This window comes from Streptomyces sp. NPDC007929, from assembly GCF_042959065.1.
GTDB lineage: Bacteria > Actinomycetota > Actinomycetes > Streptomycetales > Streptomycetaceae > Streptomyces.
In genome coordinates this window covers 19,259-34,587 of the sequence record NZ_JBIBKD010000007.1, presented here as the reverse complement: position 1 = coordinate 34,587, position 15,329 = coordinate 19,259, and the positions used below count along the sequence as shown (strand labels likewise).

The window sequence follows — 15,329 nt, the reverse complement described above, 5'->3', positions numbered from 1 at the left end:
AGGCGGCTTCCGGGCCGGTCAGTCCCTCCGGCCGAGCACCGCCTCGCCGAGATGTGTCAGCCGGTGCAGGGTCAGGTTGTCCCTGCGTTCGGCAGCGACCATCCCGGACCTGCGCAGGACACCCAGATGTCTGCTGACGGAGGGGTGGGAGAGGTCGAGACGGCGGGATATCTCACTGATGGACACGGGCGACCGCAGGGATTCGAGGACGTTCGCGCGGGTGTGCCCGAGGAGGTCGCTCAGAGCGGCGGTCCGGTCCTCCTCCTGCTGTTGCCAGAGTCCGGCGGCGGTGTCGGGGGTGGGGCTGACGTTGTAGACGAGGACGGGGGCGTCCTGGCCGCCCGTCTCCGCGTCGAGGACCATCGGCCCGGGCGCGAACAGCGACGGCGCGATGACCAGGCCCTCTCCGAGCGGGTCGGCTCGCCGGCCTTCCTGTTCGTCGCCCACCTGGAGCAGGGGGGCGTGCCAGCTGATGGAGGGGTGCAACTCGTTGAGGAGGCTTTCCACACCGCCGGAGAGAACGGCGCGGCCGCGCGTTTCACGTTCCTGTTCCAGGTGGTTGCGTATGCGCCCCCAGAAGGGCACCACGGCCACCGAGCTGAAGCGCCGGATGTCGGCATGGGGCGTCGCTGCCGGCGCGCGTCGCAGGGGCCCGGCGCCAGGTGCGCCGGACGTGCTCGCGTGGCGAAGTCTTCTCCGCACCTTCATACGCCAGTCCGCGAATTCGTCCGGTCGCGGGTCCGCGTATCTGAGCTCGGCGAACCTCGCTTCGAGATCCAGTCCGAGAGAGCCGACGAAGCGGATGCGAGAAAGGTCTTTCACCGTGAGATGCATGCAGACCACTGCGCTGTCTCCTCAACTCGGCTCGTGCGGTTCGTGCGTCATGCCTTTCCACGGGGACCGGCTGCGGACCATGCGGCCGGACCGCTGGGCCCCTCGTGTACGCGCTGTGCCGAACGGGCGGGGAGACGTCGGACGCTGCCGGTGGTCGGACACGGCAGAGCCCTCGGGACTTCTGAACAGGTGAGGAGGCCGGCTCGCGGATCTGCGTCGGATCCCGCCGGCTCCGTTGTGACTTTCATCCCCGTGATTCCCCCTGGTGCGACGCAAGCACTCGGGGACCGTACTCAGCGGATGAAAGGGTGTCAACTGATCCGCTGGAGCCCAGCATTGCCGCACCGACCGCCATCCGTCCCACGCCCTCCCGCACGCTGGACGCCGGGGAGATTTTGCGCCAAAGGCGTCCGCGGGCCCGGAGAGAGTGGGCAAGCGGCGGGTCGCTGCGTAAGTTGGGTGCCCTGTCCTGTCCGCTGGACACAGACGTGTTATCGCGCCCGGGAGTTGGAGACTTGGCCAGCAGCAGTAACGGCGACAACGGCACGGCAGACCCGTCATCCCTGGCTCGACGGCTCGAAGACATCGTCAACGCCTTCTACCGGGGCAACCGTCCTCCCTACAGCAAGATCGCGGAGGAGATCCGCCAGAGCACGGGGCGGACGTTCTCGGCCACCTACCTCTGGGAGCTGGCGACGGGGCGGAAGCGTAACGTGACACGCGACCACCTCCGTGTGCTGGCGGAGCATTTCGGCGTCACGCCGGACTACTTCACCGACGAGGAGGTCTCCGAGAGAGTGAGGCGCCAGATGGAGTTCGCCGTCGCCCTGGGCAACAGCAAGGTACGGACGCTGGCCTTTCGTGCCGACGGGCTGTCGGAGGCAGGGCTCGACGCCCTTCTCGCACTCGTGAACGCGATGTCCGGCGAGTCCGACTCCGCAGGAGGACACCAGCGTCCCGGCCGGTGAAACCATGCGGAGAGTCGGGGCAGCCACGACCAGTGAGAGCAAGAGGGACGAAGCCCGCCCATGCAAGCGTTCAGACGTCTTTCGCGTTTCTGTCATCCGGGAAGGGGGTGACAGCAGGTGAGACGAACGGGGGAGTATGCCAGGTTGCAGCGGAAGTGTGCGGCGATCCTGCGTGATCTCGGGGTGCAGCGATCTCTTTCCCTCGACGCGATCCGTGAGCGGGTGGAGGAACTCAGAGGCCGCCCGCTCGTCCTGAGGGAACTGCCCGAGCAGGCGGCGATCGCCGGAGCCTGTGGCCTCTGGCTGGGCACCGACGACGCCGACTACGTCTTCTACGAGGCCCGGACCGCGCCCCTGCACCGCGAGCACATCATCCTGCACGAGATCGGCCACGTCCTGTGCGACCACCATCGGGGCATCACGGAACCGGGCGACGAGCTGACGGACCGGCTCCTCAGCGGTCTGCAGCCGCATCTCGTGAAGCGACTGATGGCTCGGACCAGTTACACGACCGCCGAGGAACAAGAAGCCGAGATGATCGCCAGCCTGATACAGAGCGCCGGGAAGACCGGCCCGGTGGCCGGCTCTCTCGGCCGTCTCGGCGCGTTCCTGGGGGTGACGGACGATGCCGGTGTCTGAACTGGCGACCCAGGTGGGGCTCCTCAGCATCGTCACCATGTGGTTCGCCCTCGTCCTGCGCGCCCGGCCCGCGCTGCGCCAGCCGCACCAGCGGGGACTGTGGCTCACGGTCCTGGCCGCGGCCGTCGCCATCACGCTCTTCCAGCCCGAGGTCGTCCGCCGGCTCACGCACGCCGGCATGGAACTCCACACGGTCGCCCTGACCCGGAATCTGATCGGCGTCCTCAGCGCGGGGCTGGTCCTTGTCTTCATGGTCGACTCCACCCGGGTCCGCCGTCTGCGCCTCGTCGTGGCGGCGGGGCCGACCACGGTGATGGCTGCGTTGGTCGCCCTGGACCTGCTGCAGGCCGGCCACCCGCGCGAGAGCGTGACATCCGTCCAGGGACCGGCCGACCCGGCGTTCTCCTACTGGTTGCTCCTCATCGTGGCCCACCTGGCCGGTGACGCCGTCGCGCTCGTGGTGTGCTGGTCGTACAGCCTGCGCACCGAGGATCGCGATCTCGTCTGGTCGCTGCGGCTGTTCGCCGCCGGAAGCGTCCTCGCGCTCGTCTTCTGGTGCGGCTACCTCTGGCACCTCTACGGCGGCACCTCCGCCATGCTCCCCTACCTGTCCCTGATCATCGGCGTCCACGGCTGCATCAGGGCGGCATCGCTGCTGGTCCCCACCGCGACCGCCCTCGTCCGGTCATGGAGCGCCCTGCGTGTCACCTGGCGTCTGTGGCCACTGTGGCGCGATCTTGTGCTGGCGGTGCCCCACGTAGCGCTCTCCAGCCCGCAGCGGACCAGGCTCCTGGAGGTCCTGCGTCCGCGTTCCCCGCTGGCGCTGCAGGCTCACAGACAGACGATCGAGACCTATGACGCGCTCCTGGATCTGCAGCGGTTCGTCCGTCCCGGCGCCTATGAGGAGGCGGAGCGGCATGCCCGGCGGGCAGGGGTGCCGGACCATCGGCTCGCTGCCGCCGCACTGGCCGGAACGCTGGGCCAGGCACGACGGGCCAAGCTCGTCGGTGCGCCCGGGTCCCTCCCCCGTCCGCTGCCCGGTGTGGAGCGCGGCAGCCCCGCGACATTGCTGGGGATCGCCCGGATGTGGCCGTCGATGACGGACGCGCTGCCCTGGCAGGACGAGCCCGTCGAAGCGGTGGCACCGACGCGGCGTGAGTGACGGGCGGGCGGCACGGCAGCCGCGGGCCCGGGCCGTTATCGAGGAGTGCCGGGCGTCTCGTCGTGGCGGGGCGCGACACGGAAGTCGAACGCCAGCGTCCCGGGATCCAGGGCCGTCGCCCCGCCGTCGACGGTGAGCACGGCGCCGTTCACATAGGACGCCGCCGGGGACAGCAGCCAGCTGATGGTCTCCGCGATCTCACGCGGCTCACCCGGACGACCCAGCGGAAGAAGCCCGGTCACCTCCTCATAGGCGCCGTCCACGCCCTCACCCCGCAGGTCCGCCTCGGCTGCGAAGCGCGCCATGCGGCGGTCGGCCATCTCGCTTCGCACCCAGCTCGGACACACGATGTTGGCCCGCACCCCCTGACGCCCGTAGTCGACGGCGACGGAACGGCAGAGCTGGAGCAGGGCCGCCTTGGACGTGGCGTACGGGGCGTTGCTCGTACCGTTGCGCAGGGCGGACACCGAAGCGACGGCGACCACCGCCCCCCTCACCCGAAGCAGGTGCGGGATCGCGGCCCTCAGCAGCAGCAGCGGACCGGTGACGTTGGTGCGCATCACCTCGTCCCAGTCCTCCAGCGACAGGTCGCCCACGGATCCGCCGCGCCCGATACCGGCGTTGAGCACGAGCCCGTCGAGTCGTCCGTACGCGGCCAGAGTCGCCTGGACGAGACCGTCCGCGGCCTCCGGGTCCCTCGCGTCGGAGGGATGCGCAAGCACCCCGATCTCCTGTTCGAGACGGCGCAACGGCTCGCTCCGCCGGCCCGAGACGACCACCTGGTGGCCTCCTTCGCGCAACAGCCGCGCGGTGGCCTCCCCGATGCCCGAGCCTCCACCGGTCACGACAACAACTCGTCCGTCAGTCACAGCTGTTCCGGCTCCTTCGAGATCACACGACGTATCCGAGCCTAGGACCCACCGATCCCCTGCTGATCACTTTGAGACATGGCAGGTGGTGGGGGAAACCCACCCCCGAACTCTCCTGCCAGGTCTACTGCCTCCCCCCGGCCGCCCTGTTGCACTGGGATTCCCCGATCCCCCGATCCCCCGATCCCCGGATCCCCGACTTCGACGAGGACTGCCCGACATGTCGCAGATCACCGATGTCCGTCTCCCCGTTGTCCAGTTGGTCAGGGTCTCCGTGGGCCACCGCGGCTCCGCCGGCCGTGGAGGGGTGCTCCACGAAGCCAGTGTGGGTTTCCCGGAGCGAACCCTCACCGCGGTCGTGGGTCCGTCCGGTGCGGGCAAGACCGCCCTTCTGCGATGCGCCTCGGGTCTGGAACGGCCGGACCAGGGCAAGGTGTTCAAGGGCTCACGGGAGCTGGAGGCCCTGGACGATCAGGAGCTCACGGAGTTCCGGGGTCTCCTGGTACCGCGGCAGCCCGAGGTGGACCCGGCGCTCACCTCGTGTCAGATCGTGGCCGAGGCGTCGTACGCCACCGGCCGCAGAGCCCGACGGGCGGCCGCCATGGAGGCGCTGCGCCAGGTGGGCCTCGATGAAGCGGCCGGGCGGTACCCGGACGAGCTCTCCGCCGAGCAGCTCAAGCGCGTCGCCATCGCCAGAACCCTGCCGGCGGGGCCCAGGATCCTGTTCATCGACGAACCGACGGACGCGCTCGACCTCGCCGGTGGGCGCCGGATCATGGACACGCTGCGCGCCCTGGTGGAGCAGGCCGGACGCACCGTCGTCATGGGCACACGCGATCCGGCGGCCGCGGCCTGCGCGGACCGGACCGTCTTCCTCGTCGGCGGTCGTGTGGTCGGCAAGATCGACCATCCGACGGCCGACGAGGTGGCCGCCGAACTCGCGCGACGGCGGCCGGGCCAGAGCCGGCCCTGACTCCTCGGCCTGCGCGACGGGACGCGGCGATGGTGGGGAAAACCCGACCGTCAGGTCTCGACCTGGCCGTCATGACCGGGCCCGACGCCGCGGATGCAATGGACGAGTGCTGATTCATGGGGCTCAACTTCGTCCGGACAAGCGGACATTGTGGTGCGGCGGCTGGCTCGTGGCAGCCGCATGGGCCGCTGTCTTTCCGTTCATCACGGCACCCGAGCCGCACCGGGTCTGGGGCATGAGCGCCTGCCTGGGATACCTGTGCGCGGCGGTCGCCGCACTGTCGGCGCGCCCGCGCGGCCGCGCCGTCCCGGTCTGCCTGGCGCTCTTCGGGGCCGTCGTCGTGCCGTTCGTGCTCCTGGTGCTGACCGGCGCGGCGCAGAGCGAGGTCGGCGTGGTCGAGCGCTCCGGTTCACTGACCTTGCGCCAGGCCACGCCGTACCTGCCCGACCCGCAGACGGTGGGCGAGGTCACCCCGTATCTGCCGGGCATGGCCGTGTTCGGGCTGCCGCGCGCGGTGCTGGGCGAGAGGGGCCCTGTGCCCGGACTGCTGGGTGACGCCCGGCTCTGGTGCGCCGTGGCGTTCCTCGGCTGTCTGTGGGCCGCCCGGAGCGCGCTGCGGCGCCCGGCCGGCGGCCCCTCGGCGGTCGGCGGTGGCGCGTCGCGGGGCTACGCGGTCGGCGCGTTCGTCGCCTCGCCGGCCGTGGCGCTTCCGCTCTGCGTCAGCGGCGTGGACCTGCCGCTGACCGGACTGCTGTTCCTCGCCCTGGCGTTCGCGGCGCGGCGCCGGCCCGTCGCCGCCGGGCTGGCGCTCGCCGCCGCCTGCTCCCTCAAGTGGACGGCCTGGCCCGCCGTCGCGGTCGCCGTGACGCTGCTCGCCCACCAAGGAGGCATCCGGGCGGCCGTGCGCGGGGCGGTCGTGGCGGTGGGGGGCACGGTCCTGCTCGTACTGCCGAGCGCGCTGCTGTCGCCGGGGGCTCTGGTGCAGCAGGTGTTCGCCTTCCCGACCGGGCGCGGGCCGTTCGAGACCCCGGCGGCCAGTCCGCTGCCGGGCCGGCTGCTCGCGGACCTCGGGCCGGCCGGCTGGTACGCGGCGGTCGCACTGCTGCTGGGCGGTGGGCTGGCCGTCTTCGCCTCCCTCCTGGTCCGGCCTCCGCACGACCTCGTGTCGGCCGCCGACCGGCTCGCCGTCGGCCTGTGCGTCGCGTTCCTGCTCGCGCCGGCCGGGCGCTTCGGGTATCTCGCCCTGCCGGTCACCCTGGCGGTACTCGCCCGGCTGGTGGGCGGCGCCCGCCGCAAGGAACCCGCGCACGACCTCGTCGTACGGACCTCCCGTCCTGCGCACCCGGCCCCGGTCCCCGCCGCGCGGGGCGCCCGGTGAGGGCCCGGCGCACCGCGGCGGCGGGGGCCGCCCCGCGGTGGAGCGCCCACCGGCTCCCCTTCGTCGGGGACGAGGTGCTGCGGCACCCGCGCGGCCTCGGTCACCAGCCTCATCGCCTGCGGCACGGCCGCTGGGTCTCCGCCGGTCACGTCACCGGCGACTGCCGCGACCACCTCTTCACCGCCTGACCACCCCCCTTTCCGGAGGCAGCGACCACCATGGGCACCACCCTGATCGTCACCAACGACTTCCCGCCCCGCCAAGGCGGCATCGAGACCTTCGTCCACGCCATGGCGACCCGCGTCCCGGGCAACGACGTGGTCGTCTTCACGTCCAGCGAACCGGGTGCCGCCGCGTACGACGCCACTCTGCCCTTCCCGGTGGTCCGGGACCCCAGCCGGATGCTGCTGCCCACCCCCAGGGTGACCCGCCGCACGCTGGAGATCGCCCGGCGGCACGGCTGCGACCGGGTCTGGTTCGGGGCCGCCGCCCCGCTCGCGGCGATGGCGCCCGCACTGCGGCGCGGTGGGATACGGCGGATGGTCGCCACGACGCACGGGCACGAGATCTGGTGGGCGCGTACACCGGGCGCCAGGCGGGTGATGCGGCGCATCGGGGAGCACGTGGACGCCGTGACGTACCTCGGCGAGTACACCCGGCGCCGTATCGCCCCGGCGCTGGGGCCGCGAGCCGCCTTGGTGCGCCTGGTTCCGGGCGTGGACGCGGCGGAGTTCGTGCCCGTCTCCGGCCGGGCCCGGGAGATCCGGGAGCGGCACGGCATCGTGGGGCGCAAGGTCGTTCTGTGCGTCTCGCGGCTGGTCCGGCGCAAGGGCCAGGACATGCTGATACGGGCGCTGCCCGCCATACGGCAGGACGTGCCGGAGGCGGTGCTGGTGATCGTGGGCAGCGGCCCGGACGAGGAGCGGCTGCGCAAGCTCGCGCGCCGGCACGCCGACGGGCACGTGGTGTTCGTCGGCGGGCTGGACCACGAGGCGACGGCCCCGTACTACGCGGCGGCGGACGTGTTCGCCATGCCGTGCCGGACCCGGAAGGCCGGGCTTGAGGCCGAGGGGCTCGGCATCGTGTTCCTGGAGGCGGCGGCCAGCGGACTGCCGGTGGTGGCCGGGGACTCGGGGGGTGCGCCGGACGCCGTCGTGGACGGGGTGACGGGCACCGTCGTGGACGGCGCTGACACGGGGGCCGTGGCCCGCGCCGTGTCCGGGATCCTGCGCACCCCCGAGAAGGCCGCGGCGATGAGCGACTCCGGCCGGGCATGGGTGACTTCGCAGTGGTCCTGGGACACGTCGGCGCAGCGGCTGACACGGCTGCTGTCCCCGGGCGCCGACCTCCAGGCCGCGGTTCCCGGCCGGGGCGACGGGGAGGGCTGACACGCTCCGGCCCTCCCCCGGGCAGCCGCCGGTGCCCCGGGCCGCCGCCGGTGCCCCGGTCAGACCTGCGGGGCGTCCCGGCGGAGATGGGCGAGGACCGCCAGGACGCGCCGGTTGCCCTCGGCCGGGTCGAGATCCAGCTTCATGAAGATGTTGCTGGAGTGCTTGACCACCGACGCCTCGGTGATGGTCAGCCGCTGCGCGATCGCCTGGTTGTTGAGCCCCTCCGCCATGAGAGCCAGCACCTCCCGCTCGCGGGGCGTGAGGCGCTGGAGTGGTTCGTCGGCGGTCCGCTGCTGGAGCAGCACCCGGACCACCTCCGGGTCGATCACGGTCTGCCCGCCGGCCACGCGGTCCAGCGCGTCGAGGAAGTCGGTGACCTCCCCGACCCGGTCCTTCAGCAGGTAGCCGAGTCCTCCCTCGGCGGACGAGGCCCCGCTGAACAACTGTGTCGCGTAGGCCGTGGCGACGTACTGCGACAGCACCACGACCGGCAGGCCCGGGTGGCGGCCACGCAGTTCCAGTGCCGCCTTCAGCCCTTCGTCGCGGAAGCCGGGCGGCATCCGTACATCGGTGATGACCACGTCCGGCCGGTCGGCGTCCACGGCGCGCGCCAGTTCTCCGGCGTCCCCGACGGCGGCGGTCACCACGTGTCCGACTCGGGACAGCAACTCCACCAGACCGGCACGCAGCAGGACGGCGTCCTCGGCGAGCACTACGCGGAGCACGGCACCTCCACCCGTAGTTGGGTCGGTCCGCCGACGGGACTGGTCACGACGAGTCTCCCTTTGAGGATGGCCACACGGTCCGCCAATCCTTGCAGACCGGCTCCGGCCGCCGGGTCCGCGCCGCCGTGGCCGTTGTCGGTGATGAGCAGGACCAGTTTGTCGTCGCGCAACTGGCCGACGACGCTGACCTGGTCGGCGCCGCTGTGCTTGGAGGCGTTCGTCAGAGCCTCGGTGACGGTGAAGTAGGCCGTCGTCTCGACCGCCGACGGCAGCCGGTCCGGCAGGCGCATGTCCACGGTCACCGGGATCGGGTTGCGCAGGGCCAGTTCGGACACGGCGGCCGGCAGTCCGTGGTCGGTGAGGACCTGGGGGTGGATGCCGCGTACCAGGGAACGCAGCTGGTCCAGTGCCTGGCGGGCCTCGCCCCGGGCGCGGGCGATGAGGGGGCCGGCCGGCGAGTCCTGGCCGCGCAGCTCCAGTTCGGCCAGGCCCAACGTCATGCTGAGCGCCACGAGTTGCTGCTGGGCGCCGTCGTGCAGATCGCGTTCGATACGTCGCCGCTCGGCTTCAAAGGCGTCGACCAACCGGGCCCGGGAACGGGTCAGTTCGATGACCCGCGTACTCAAGTCCTCGTCCCGCGCCGACAGCAGGGACTGGGCGACCCACACCTGCGCACCGGCGAGGAGCCCGCCCACGTATGCGCAGACGAGCAGTCCGAGCAGGCCCGCGGCGCTGCCGGGCAGGGCGGCGACGGGGTCGGAGACGGGCCGGCCGGGCACCAGCATCACGGTGTCGGGGGCGATCGCCCACACGATGACCGGAGTCGCCGTCAGCAGCACCGACAGGCCCAGCAGGGCGGCGAAGCCGATCCCCGTGGCGGTGAAGACCACACCCAGGGCGAGGGTGTACCCCAGTTCCCGCCAGGTGGCCCGCTCGCGCAGCCGGGTGCGCAGCCAGGGCCAGGCGCCGGTGCCGGGGAGCGAACCGTGGGGGTCGAGGAGCGGTTCCGGTTCGACGAGCCGTAACCGGTGCCGTTCCAGCGTGGCGACGGGGATGCCCAGCACGGCGACTCCCATGAGAACGAGCAACCCGACGCCCACGACGGACAGTCCGACCCCGACGAAGAGGAGGGCCGTCAGCAGGAGCAGGACGAAGAAGCCCACGAGCGTGCCGCTCAGCAGGAACGCCCAGCATCGCAGCGGCCAGGTGGAGAGGGCGAAACGCAGGGGCCGTTCTCGCAGGGCCTCCCAGACGGCGACGGTCATGGTGCGTATCCTCCGGGGCCGTGCGCGGGCGGGTCAGCCGGTCACTCTAACCGGCCGCCGGCCTCGGTGGATGGTAGGGAAAACCCGCCCCCCAGGACTCCTTGCAGATCCACTGACCCGGGGCGGCTGGCGCTGCTGAACTGGAGTCATGTCTCTGCTCACCGACATCCAACTGCCGGCCGTCCAGCTGGCCGCCGTCTCCAAGAGCTACCCGGGCGCCGCGGGCAGCGTGCCGGTGCTGCGCGAGGTCAGTCTCGGCTTCTCGCAGCGGGCGCTGACCGCTGTGATGGGGCCGTCCGGCTCCGGGAAGACGACGCTGCTGAACTGCGCGGCCGGCCTGGACAGGCCCGACAGCGGCAAGGTCCTCCTCGGAGACACGGACCTCGCCGTCTGCGACGAGCGGCGGCTCACTGCGGTGCGCCGCGGCCGGATCGGCTTCGTCTTCCAGCAGTTCAACCTGCTGCCGATGCTGACCGCGTACGAGAACGTGGCCCTGCCGCTGCGACTGCGGCGCCGGTCGGTGAAACGGGACCGGGTCATGGAGGCGCTGCGCGAGGTGGGTCTGGCGGACAAGGCCGACCGCCGGCCCGCGCAGTTGTCCGGGGGCCAGCAGCAGCGGGTCGCGATCGCGCGGACGCTGGTGGCCGAGCCGGAGATCGTCTTCGCCGACGAGCCGACCGGTTCCCTGGACCGGCACAGCGGCCGGCAGATCATGGAGCTGCTGCGCGCCGTGGTCGACCGGGCGGGGCGCACGGTGGTGATGGTGACGCACGACCCCGCGGTGGCGGCGTGCGCGGACCGGGTGGTGTTCCTCTCCGACGGCCAGGTCGTGGGCCGGCTCGATCACCCCACGGCCGACGCGGTCGCCTCCCGGCTGAGCATGTGGGAGCGGTGATGTGGCGGATCTCGCTGTACTCGGTGCGGCACTACTGGGCCCTGTTCGCCGGTACGTTCGTCGCTCTCGCCCTCGGCGTGGCACTGATCGGCACGTCCGCGTCGGCCCTGGCCGCGACCTGGGCCGTGCCGACGTCGCCGCGGGCCGGGAACCCGTCGGTGACGCTCAAGGACGGCACCGGCACGGCTCACACCCTGTCCAGCGGTGACCTGGATCTGGGTGGGGTGCAGAGTGTGCTGGCGATGGCGGGGGTGGTGTCCGCGTTCGTGACGGTCTTCGTCATCACCGGCACCTGTGCGTTCGGTATCGCCCTGCGCCGCCGTGACATGGGGTTGCTGCGCATGGCGGGCGCGGGCGGGCCGCAGGTGCGCCGGATGGTGCTGGGCGAGTCGCTGGCGGTGGCGGTGCCCGCCGCGCTCGCGGGGTGCGCGGCCGCCGTCGTGGCCGCGCCGCTCGCCGTGGAAGCGCTCAACGGAACGGGCCTCTCGCCGGTCGATTTGCGGCAGGGACCGTTGCTCTGGCCGCTCGTGTTCGCTGCCGCCGGCGGCCTGTTGATGGCTGTGCTGGGAACGCTGGCCGCCTCGGGGCGTGCGGCCCGGGTCCGCCCGACGGAGGCGCTGCGCGAGGCGGTCCTGGATGCCCGGACCATGACGGCGGGCCGCGCGGTGACGGGCGGGCTGATGCTGGTGACCGGCGCGGTGATGCTGGCGCTGGCCCCCGGCGCCGGGGCGGAGGCGGCGACTCCGCTGGCCCTGTTCGGCACGATGGCGCTGGCGGTCGCGGCCACGTTGCTGGGACCGGTGTATCTGCCGCCGCTACTCAGGCTGATGGCGCTGCCCCTGCGCTGGGCCGATCCGGTGGCCGGACGTCTGGCCGCGGAGTCGGTGCGCACGTCGCGGCGGCGTACGGCGTCGCTGGTGGGACCGGTGCTGGCGATTGTCGCGGTCGTCGGCGCCTTCACGACCGTGCTGTCGACCACGGGCGCGGCGACGGAGGCGGACGACCGCGCGCGTACCGTCGCCCAACTCGTCGTGGAGCCCGCCCGGGGCGACTCGCTGAGCGCGGACGACGTGAAGGCGCTGCGTGCCGACCCGCGGGTGGCGGCCGTCTCGGCGCCTTCCTCGCTGGAGGTGGCGGTGGCGGGCCCGGACTCGGTGTGGAAGGAGCAGGCGGCGGTCGAGGACCCGGCCGCTCTGGCCCGCACGCACCGGATCTCCGTGGTCGACGGATCGCTGGAGGCGCTGCGGCCCGGCACGGTCGCCGTGTCTCGGGAGTTCGCCGAGTGGTACGGGCATCGCGCGGGTTCGACGGTGACCTACGGGCTGTTCGGCGGGCGGCGGGTCAGCGCCCGCGTGGTGGCGGTGCTGGACGGCGGGTCGGCGGTACCCCCTCTCCTGTTGCCGGGCGGTGCGCGGGATGCGGCCGCGGCCCCGGCGCGTGCCTTTGTGCTGCTCGACGAGGAGGCCGCGGGCTCGGCGCGGGCGGTGGCCGCGGAACTGACCGCGCGGGTGGGCGCCGAGCGGGTCGCGGTGGTGCCGTCGGCCCAGTGGTTCGGCGAGGCCGCGACCGACCAGGACCGGCTCAACCGGCTGGTGCTGGGAGTGCTGACGGTGCCCGCGTCGCTGTACGCGCTGATCGCCGTGGCGGGCACGCTGGTGATGTCGTACAGCCGGCGCGGACGGGAGATCGCGGGCATGCGGATGCTCGGGATCAGCGCGGGGCAGGTGCGCCGCATGGCTCTGTGGGAGACGCTTTCCACGTCCGCGCTGGGCGTGCTGATCGCGGCGGGAGTGGTCGCGGTGGGGGCCCGGGCCTACCGAGGAGCGCTGACGGTGCTCGGCGACGAGGCGCCGCTGAGCGTCGAGTGGGGCATGCTCACGGCACTCACGGCGGCGTGTGTGCTCGCGGGCGTGGTGGTGAGTCTGGCCGCGACCGGTCGTTTGCTTCGGCAAGCCGGTGTGGCGATGGTCGCCTCCCGTGGCTAGGGGGCTCGGATCTTGCTCGGCGTAGCGTCACCCACCGTGCCGCCCCTATGCTGATGGCCCCCCACGGCTCCAATTCCCTTTCACCATCGGGCGGCGTCATACCCGGTGGTCGGTCGGCACGATCTAACGAGCAGGAGTCTCCATGCGCGTCGCGATCGCCGAGGATTCCGCGCTCCTGCGAGCCGGGATGGCGAGACTGCTGGCGGACGAAGGAATCGACGTGGTCGCTTCGCTGAGCGACGCCACGGGGGTGCTGGAAGTCGTCCGGGCCACCCGGCCGCACGTCGTCATCATGGATGTCCGTATGCCCCCCACATTCACGGACGAGGGCATACGCGCCGCCCTGGAGATACAGAAACTCGGCACGGACACAGCGGTGTTGCTCCTTTCCCAGTACGTGGAGCCCACCTACGCCGAGGAGCTGGTGCGGAACGCGCCGACGGGGACGGGGTACCTGCTGAAGCAACGCGTCGGGGACTTCGAGGAATTCCTTTCCGCCCTGCACCGGGTGCGGCGCGGGGAAACCGTCCTCGACTCCGACATCTTCAAGCAGTTCGTCGGAAGTCCACGCGAGAAGCGCGCCACCGAGTTGCTGACGCCGCGCGAACGCCAAGTGCTCGAACTCATGGCGACGGGGCTTACCAACAGTGGAATCGTGAACCGCCTCGGCATATCCGAGCGTGCGGTGGAAAAGCATGTCACCTCGATCCTCGGCAAGTTGCGGATTCCCAACACGGGTGAGAACCATCGCCGGGTGCTGGCCGTACTGGACTATCTGCGGGGCCTGGAAAGGCTGAAGGACTGAGCCGGCTGACGCACGATGGTCCGTAGCCCCATGACATTCCCGACTCCCCACCGTGTGGCCGCCGGCCTGATCTACCTCTCGGTGGGCAGTCTGGTCGGCCTGCTGCTGGCGCCTCTCCTGGCGGCCTCGCTGGTCCTGCGCGCCGTCTCGTGGCTCCTGCTCGTCGGCCTTCCGAGGGCGGTCGTCGTGGCCGTGCGCGGCGCGGGGGCGCTGGTTCGACGGGCCGTGCCGGCGGCGCGGCGGCGGACGAGGGGGACCGAACACGCCCTGGGTGAGGTGCTGCGGCAGGTGCCGGCCCGGATGGCGGCCCTGCGCGACGGCATGTCGTTCAGTCTGCCGCTGCTGCGGGCCGTCGCCGACCTGGAGCGTTTGCTCGCCCACTCGGTCGCCGGCGACCCCGGGGACCCGTCGCACCGGTTCACGGAGGCCGACCGGGAGGTGCAGCGCGAGCGCCGGTCCGCCGAGGCCGGCTGGGACGACCTCGGCTACCTCGGACTGCTGTTGCTCGGCACGGTCTGGCTGCTGCCGCTGGCGACCCTGGTGTTCCCGGTGATCGCGTTCGTCATCGCCCTGCCCCTGGGGCCGCCCGAGCAGCTCGCGTTCGGGCCCGGCGTGACGCTGCCGGTGACCGGGGCGGTCACGCGCGTGTCGGTCGCTGTCGCCTCCTTGGTGCTCTTCTCGGTGCTGCTGGGCGTGCTGCTGTGGATGGGCAAGTTGCGGGCCCGGATGGTGCGGCGCGTCCTCAGCCGTATCGACGCGGCGGAAGCGCGGCTCCGGGAGCAGGCGGCCGAGCGCCAGCGCATCGCGGCCCTGAGGGTCAATGACGCCGATTACCGTCGTCTGGAAAGGGATTTGCACGACGGAGCACAGGCGCGTCTGGCGGTTCTGCTCATGCGCCTGTCGCAGGCGAAACGACGGCAGCACAACGACGTGGCGTACCTGAATGCGCTCGTCGAGGAAACACACCAGGAAATCGGCAGGGCGCTCGATGAGATCCGGGACCTGGTGCACGGAATTCAGCCGCCCATTTTGAGCGACCGCGGTCTCGACGCGGCCGTCACCGCGCTGACGGAGCGGTTTCACGTGCCCGTCGCCGTGTCCAGCACTCTCGATCGGCGCCCCGATGTGAACGTGGAGTCGACCGCGTACTACATCGTCGCGGAATGCCTGGCGAACACGGTCAAGCACGCGTCCGCCACACGTATTCAGGTCGATCTGAAGGAGCGCGACAACCAGCTGGTCGTCTCGGTGACGGACGACGGCACGGGCGGCGCCTCGCCGACCGACGGGACGGGGCTTCGCGGTCTGGAGGACCGGGCCGCAGCCCTCGACGGGCGGTTGGACGTCACGAGTCCCCCCGGCGGGCCGACGACGGTGACCGCCACTCTCCCCTGGTCAACGCGACCCATCTGACCTGCACTCTTTCCCTAAATCGAAACT

The 15,329-nt window shown here is 71.9% G+C and carries 15 protein-coding genes; 11 read left to right on the top strand and 4 right to left on the bottom strand.

Features of this window, described 5'->3' with window-relative positions; genetic code table 11:
• Positions 1-18 precede the first annotated feature (18 nt).
• Entirely contained in the window at positions 19-507 is a 489-nt protein-coding gene (locus ACFZDE_RS23765; RefSeq protein ID WP_391202675.1) for a helix-turn-helix domain-containing protein, read from the bottom strand.
• An 842-nt stretch (positions 508-1,349) separates the two neighbouring features.
• On the opposite strand from ACFZDE_RS23765, the gene ACFZDE_RS23760 reads away from it, so the two are divergent.
• The 3 genes from ACFZDE_RS23760 to ACFZDE_RS23750 all read left to right on the top strand — a co-directional run bounded on the left by ACFZDE_RS23760 (position 1,350) and on the right by ACFZDE_RS23750 (position 3,603).
• Positions 1,350-1,802: a hypothetical protein gene (locus tag ACFZDE_RS23760; RefSeq protein WP_390994421.1), complete on the top strand. Its 453-nt coding sequence runs from the start codon at positions 1,350-1,352 to the stop codon at positions 1,800-1,802.
• A gap of 183 nt (positions 1,803-1,985) precedes the next feature.
• Positions 1,986-2,441 carry a regulator component gene (locus tag ACFZDE_RS23755; protein WP_390994424.1) on the top strand — a complete coding sequence of 152 codons (456 nt, stop codon included), beginning with the start codon at positions 1,986-1,988 and terminating at the stop codon, positions 2,439-2,441.
• Positions 2,428-3,603 (top strand): MAB_1171c family putative transporter, encoded by a 1,176-nt coding sequence (locus ACFZDE_RS23750; RefSeq protein ID WP_391202672.1) that lies wholly within the window; start codon positions 2,428-2,430, stop codon positions 3,601-3,603. The genes ACFZDE_RS23755 and ACFZDE_RS23750 overlap by 14 nt, the downstream gene beginning before the upstream one ends.
• A gap of 35 nt (positions 3,604-3,638) precedes the next feature.
• On the opposite strand, the gene ACFZDE_RS23745 is transcribed toward ACFZDE_RS23750, so the two are convergent.
• Entirely contained in the window at positions 3,639-4,472 is an 834-nt protein-coding gene (locus tag ACFZDE_RS23745) for an SDR family oxidoreductase (RefSeq protein ID WP_391202669.1), read from the bottom strand.
• 220 nt (positions 4,473-4,692) lie between these two features.
• Between ACFZDE_RS23745 and ACFZDE_RS23740 the strand changes: the two genes are divergently transcribed.
• From ACFZDE_RS23740 to ACFZDE_RS23725, 4 genes are all read left to right on the top strand, one after another.
• On the top strand, positions 4,693-5,445 hold the full coding sequence (locus ACFZDE_RS23740; protein WP_391202665.1) for an ATP-binding cassette domain-containing protein: 753 nt from the start codon (positions 4,693-4,695) through the stop codon (positions 5,443-5,445).
• A gap of 169 nt (positions 5,446-5,614) precedes the next feature.
• Complete coding sequence (locus ACFZDE_RS23735) at positions 5,615-6,823, top strand: glycosyltransferase 87 family protein (protein ID WP_391202662.1); 1,209 nt, start codon at positions 5,615-5,617, stop codon at positions 6,821-6,823.
• Positions 6,820-7,011: a hypothetical protein gene (locus tag ACFZDE_RS23730; protein WP_391202659.1), complete on the top strand. Its 192-nt coding sequence runs from the start codon at positions 6,820-6,822 to the stop codon at positions 7,009-7,011. Before ACFZDE_RS23735 ends, ACFZDE_RS23730 begins: the two co-directional genes overlap by 4 nt.
• A 30-nt stretch (positions 7,012-7,041) precedes the next feature.
• Positions 7,042-8,211 (top strand): glycosyltransferase, encoded by a 1,170-nt coding sequence (locus ACFZDE_RS23725; RefSeq protein ID WP_391202656.1) that lies wholly within the window; start codon positions 7,042-7,044, stop codon positions 8,209-8,211.
• Positions 8,212-8,270: 59 nt separating this feature from the next.
• On the opposite strand, the gene ACFZDE_RS23720 is transcribed toward ACFZDE_RS23725, so the two are convergent.
• Together ACFZDE_RS23720 and ACFZDE_RS23715 are read right to left on the bottom strand one after the other, a co-directional pair.
• Entirely contained in the window at positions 8,271-8,939 is a 669-nt protein-coding gene (locus tag ACFZDE_RS23720) for a LuxR C-terminal-related transcriptional regulator (RefSeq protein ID WP_390994443.1), read from the bottom strand.
• Positions 8,927-10,204 (bottom strand): sensor domain-containing protein, encoded by a 1,278-nt coding sequence (locus ACFZDE_RS23715; protein WP_391202653.1) that lies wholly within the window; start codon positions 10,202-10,204, stop codon positions 8,927-8,929. Before ACFZDE_RS23715 ends, ACFZDE_RS23720 begins: the two co-directional genes overlap by 13 nt.
• Positions 10,205-10,352: 148 nt before the next feature.
• Here ACFZDE_RS23715 and ACFZDE_RS23710 point away from each other — a divergent pair, with 148 nt between their 5' ends.
• From ACFZDE_RS23710 to ACFZDE_RS23695, 4 genes are all read left to right on the top strand, one after another.
• Positions 10,353-11,099, top strand: coding sequence for an ATP-binding cassette domain-containing protein (locus ACFZDE_RS23710; protein WP_391202650.1), 747 nt, complete (start codon positions 10,353-10,355; stop codon positions 11,097-11,099).
• On the top strand, positions 11,099-13,084 hold the full coding sequence (locus ACFZDE_RS23705; protein ID WP_391202647.1) for an FtsX-like permease family protein: 1,986 nt from the start codon (positions 11,099-11,101) through the stop codon (positions 13,082-13,084). The genes ACFZDE_RS23710 and ACFZDE_RS23705 overlap by 1 nt, the downstream gene beginning before the upstream one ends.
• Before the next feature lie 142 nt (positions 13,085-13,226).
• On the top strand, positions 13,227-13,889 hold the full coding sequence (locus ACFZDE_RS23700) for a response regulator (RefSeq protein WP_390994455.1): 663 nt from the start codon (positions 13,227-13,229) through the stop codon (positions 13,887-13,889).
• 54 nt (positions 13,890-13,943) lie between these two features.
• Positions 13,944-15,302 (top strand): ATP-binding protein, encoded by a 1,359-nt coding sequence (locus tag ACFZDE_RS23695; protein WP_391202644.1) that lies wholly within the window; start codon positions 13,944-13,946, stop codon positions 15,300-15,302.
• Positions 15,303-15,329: the final 27 nt, after the last annotated feature.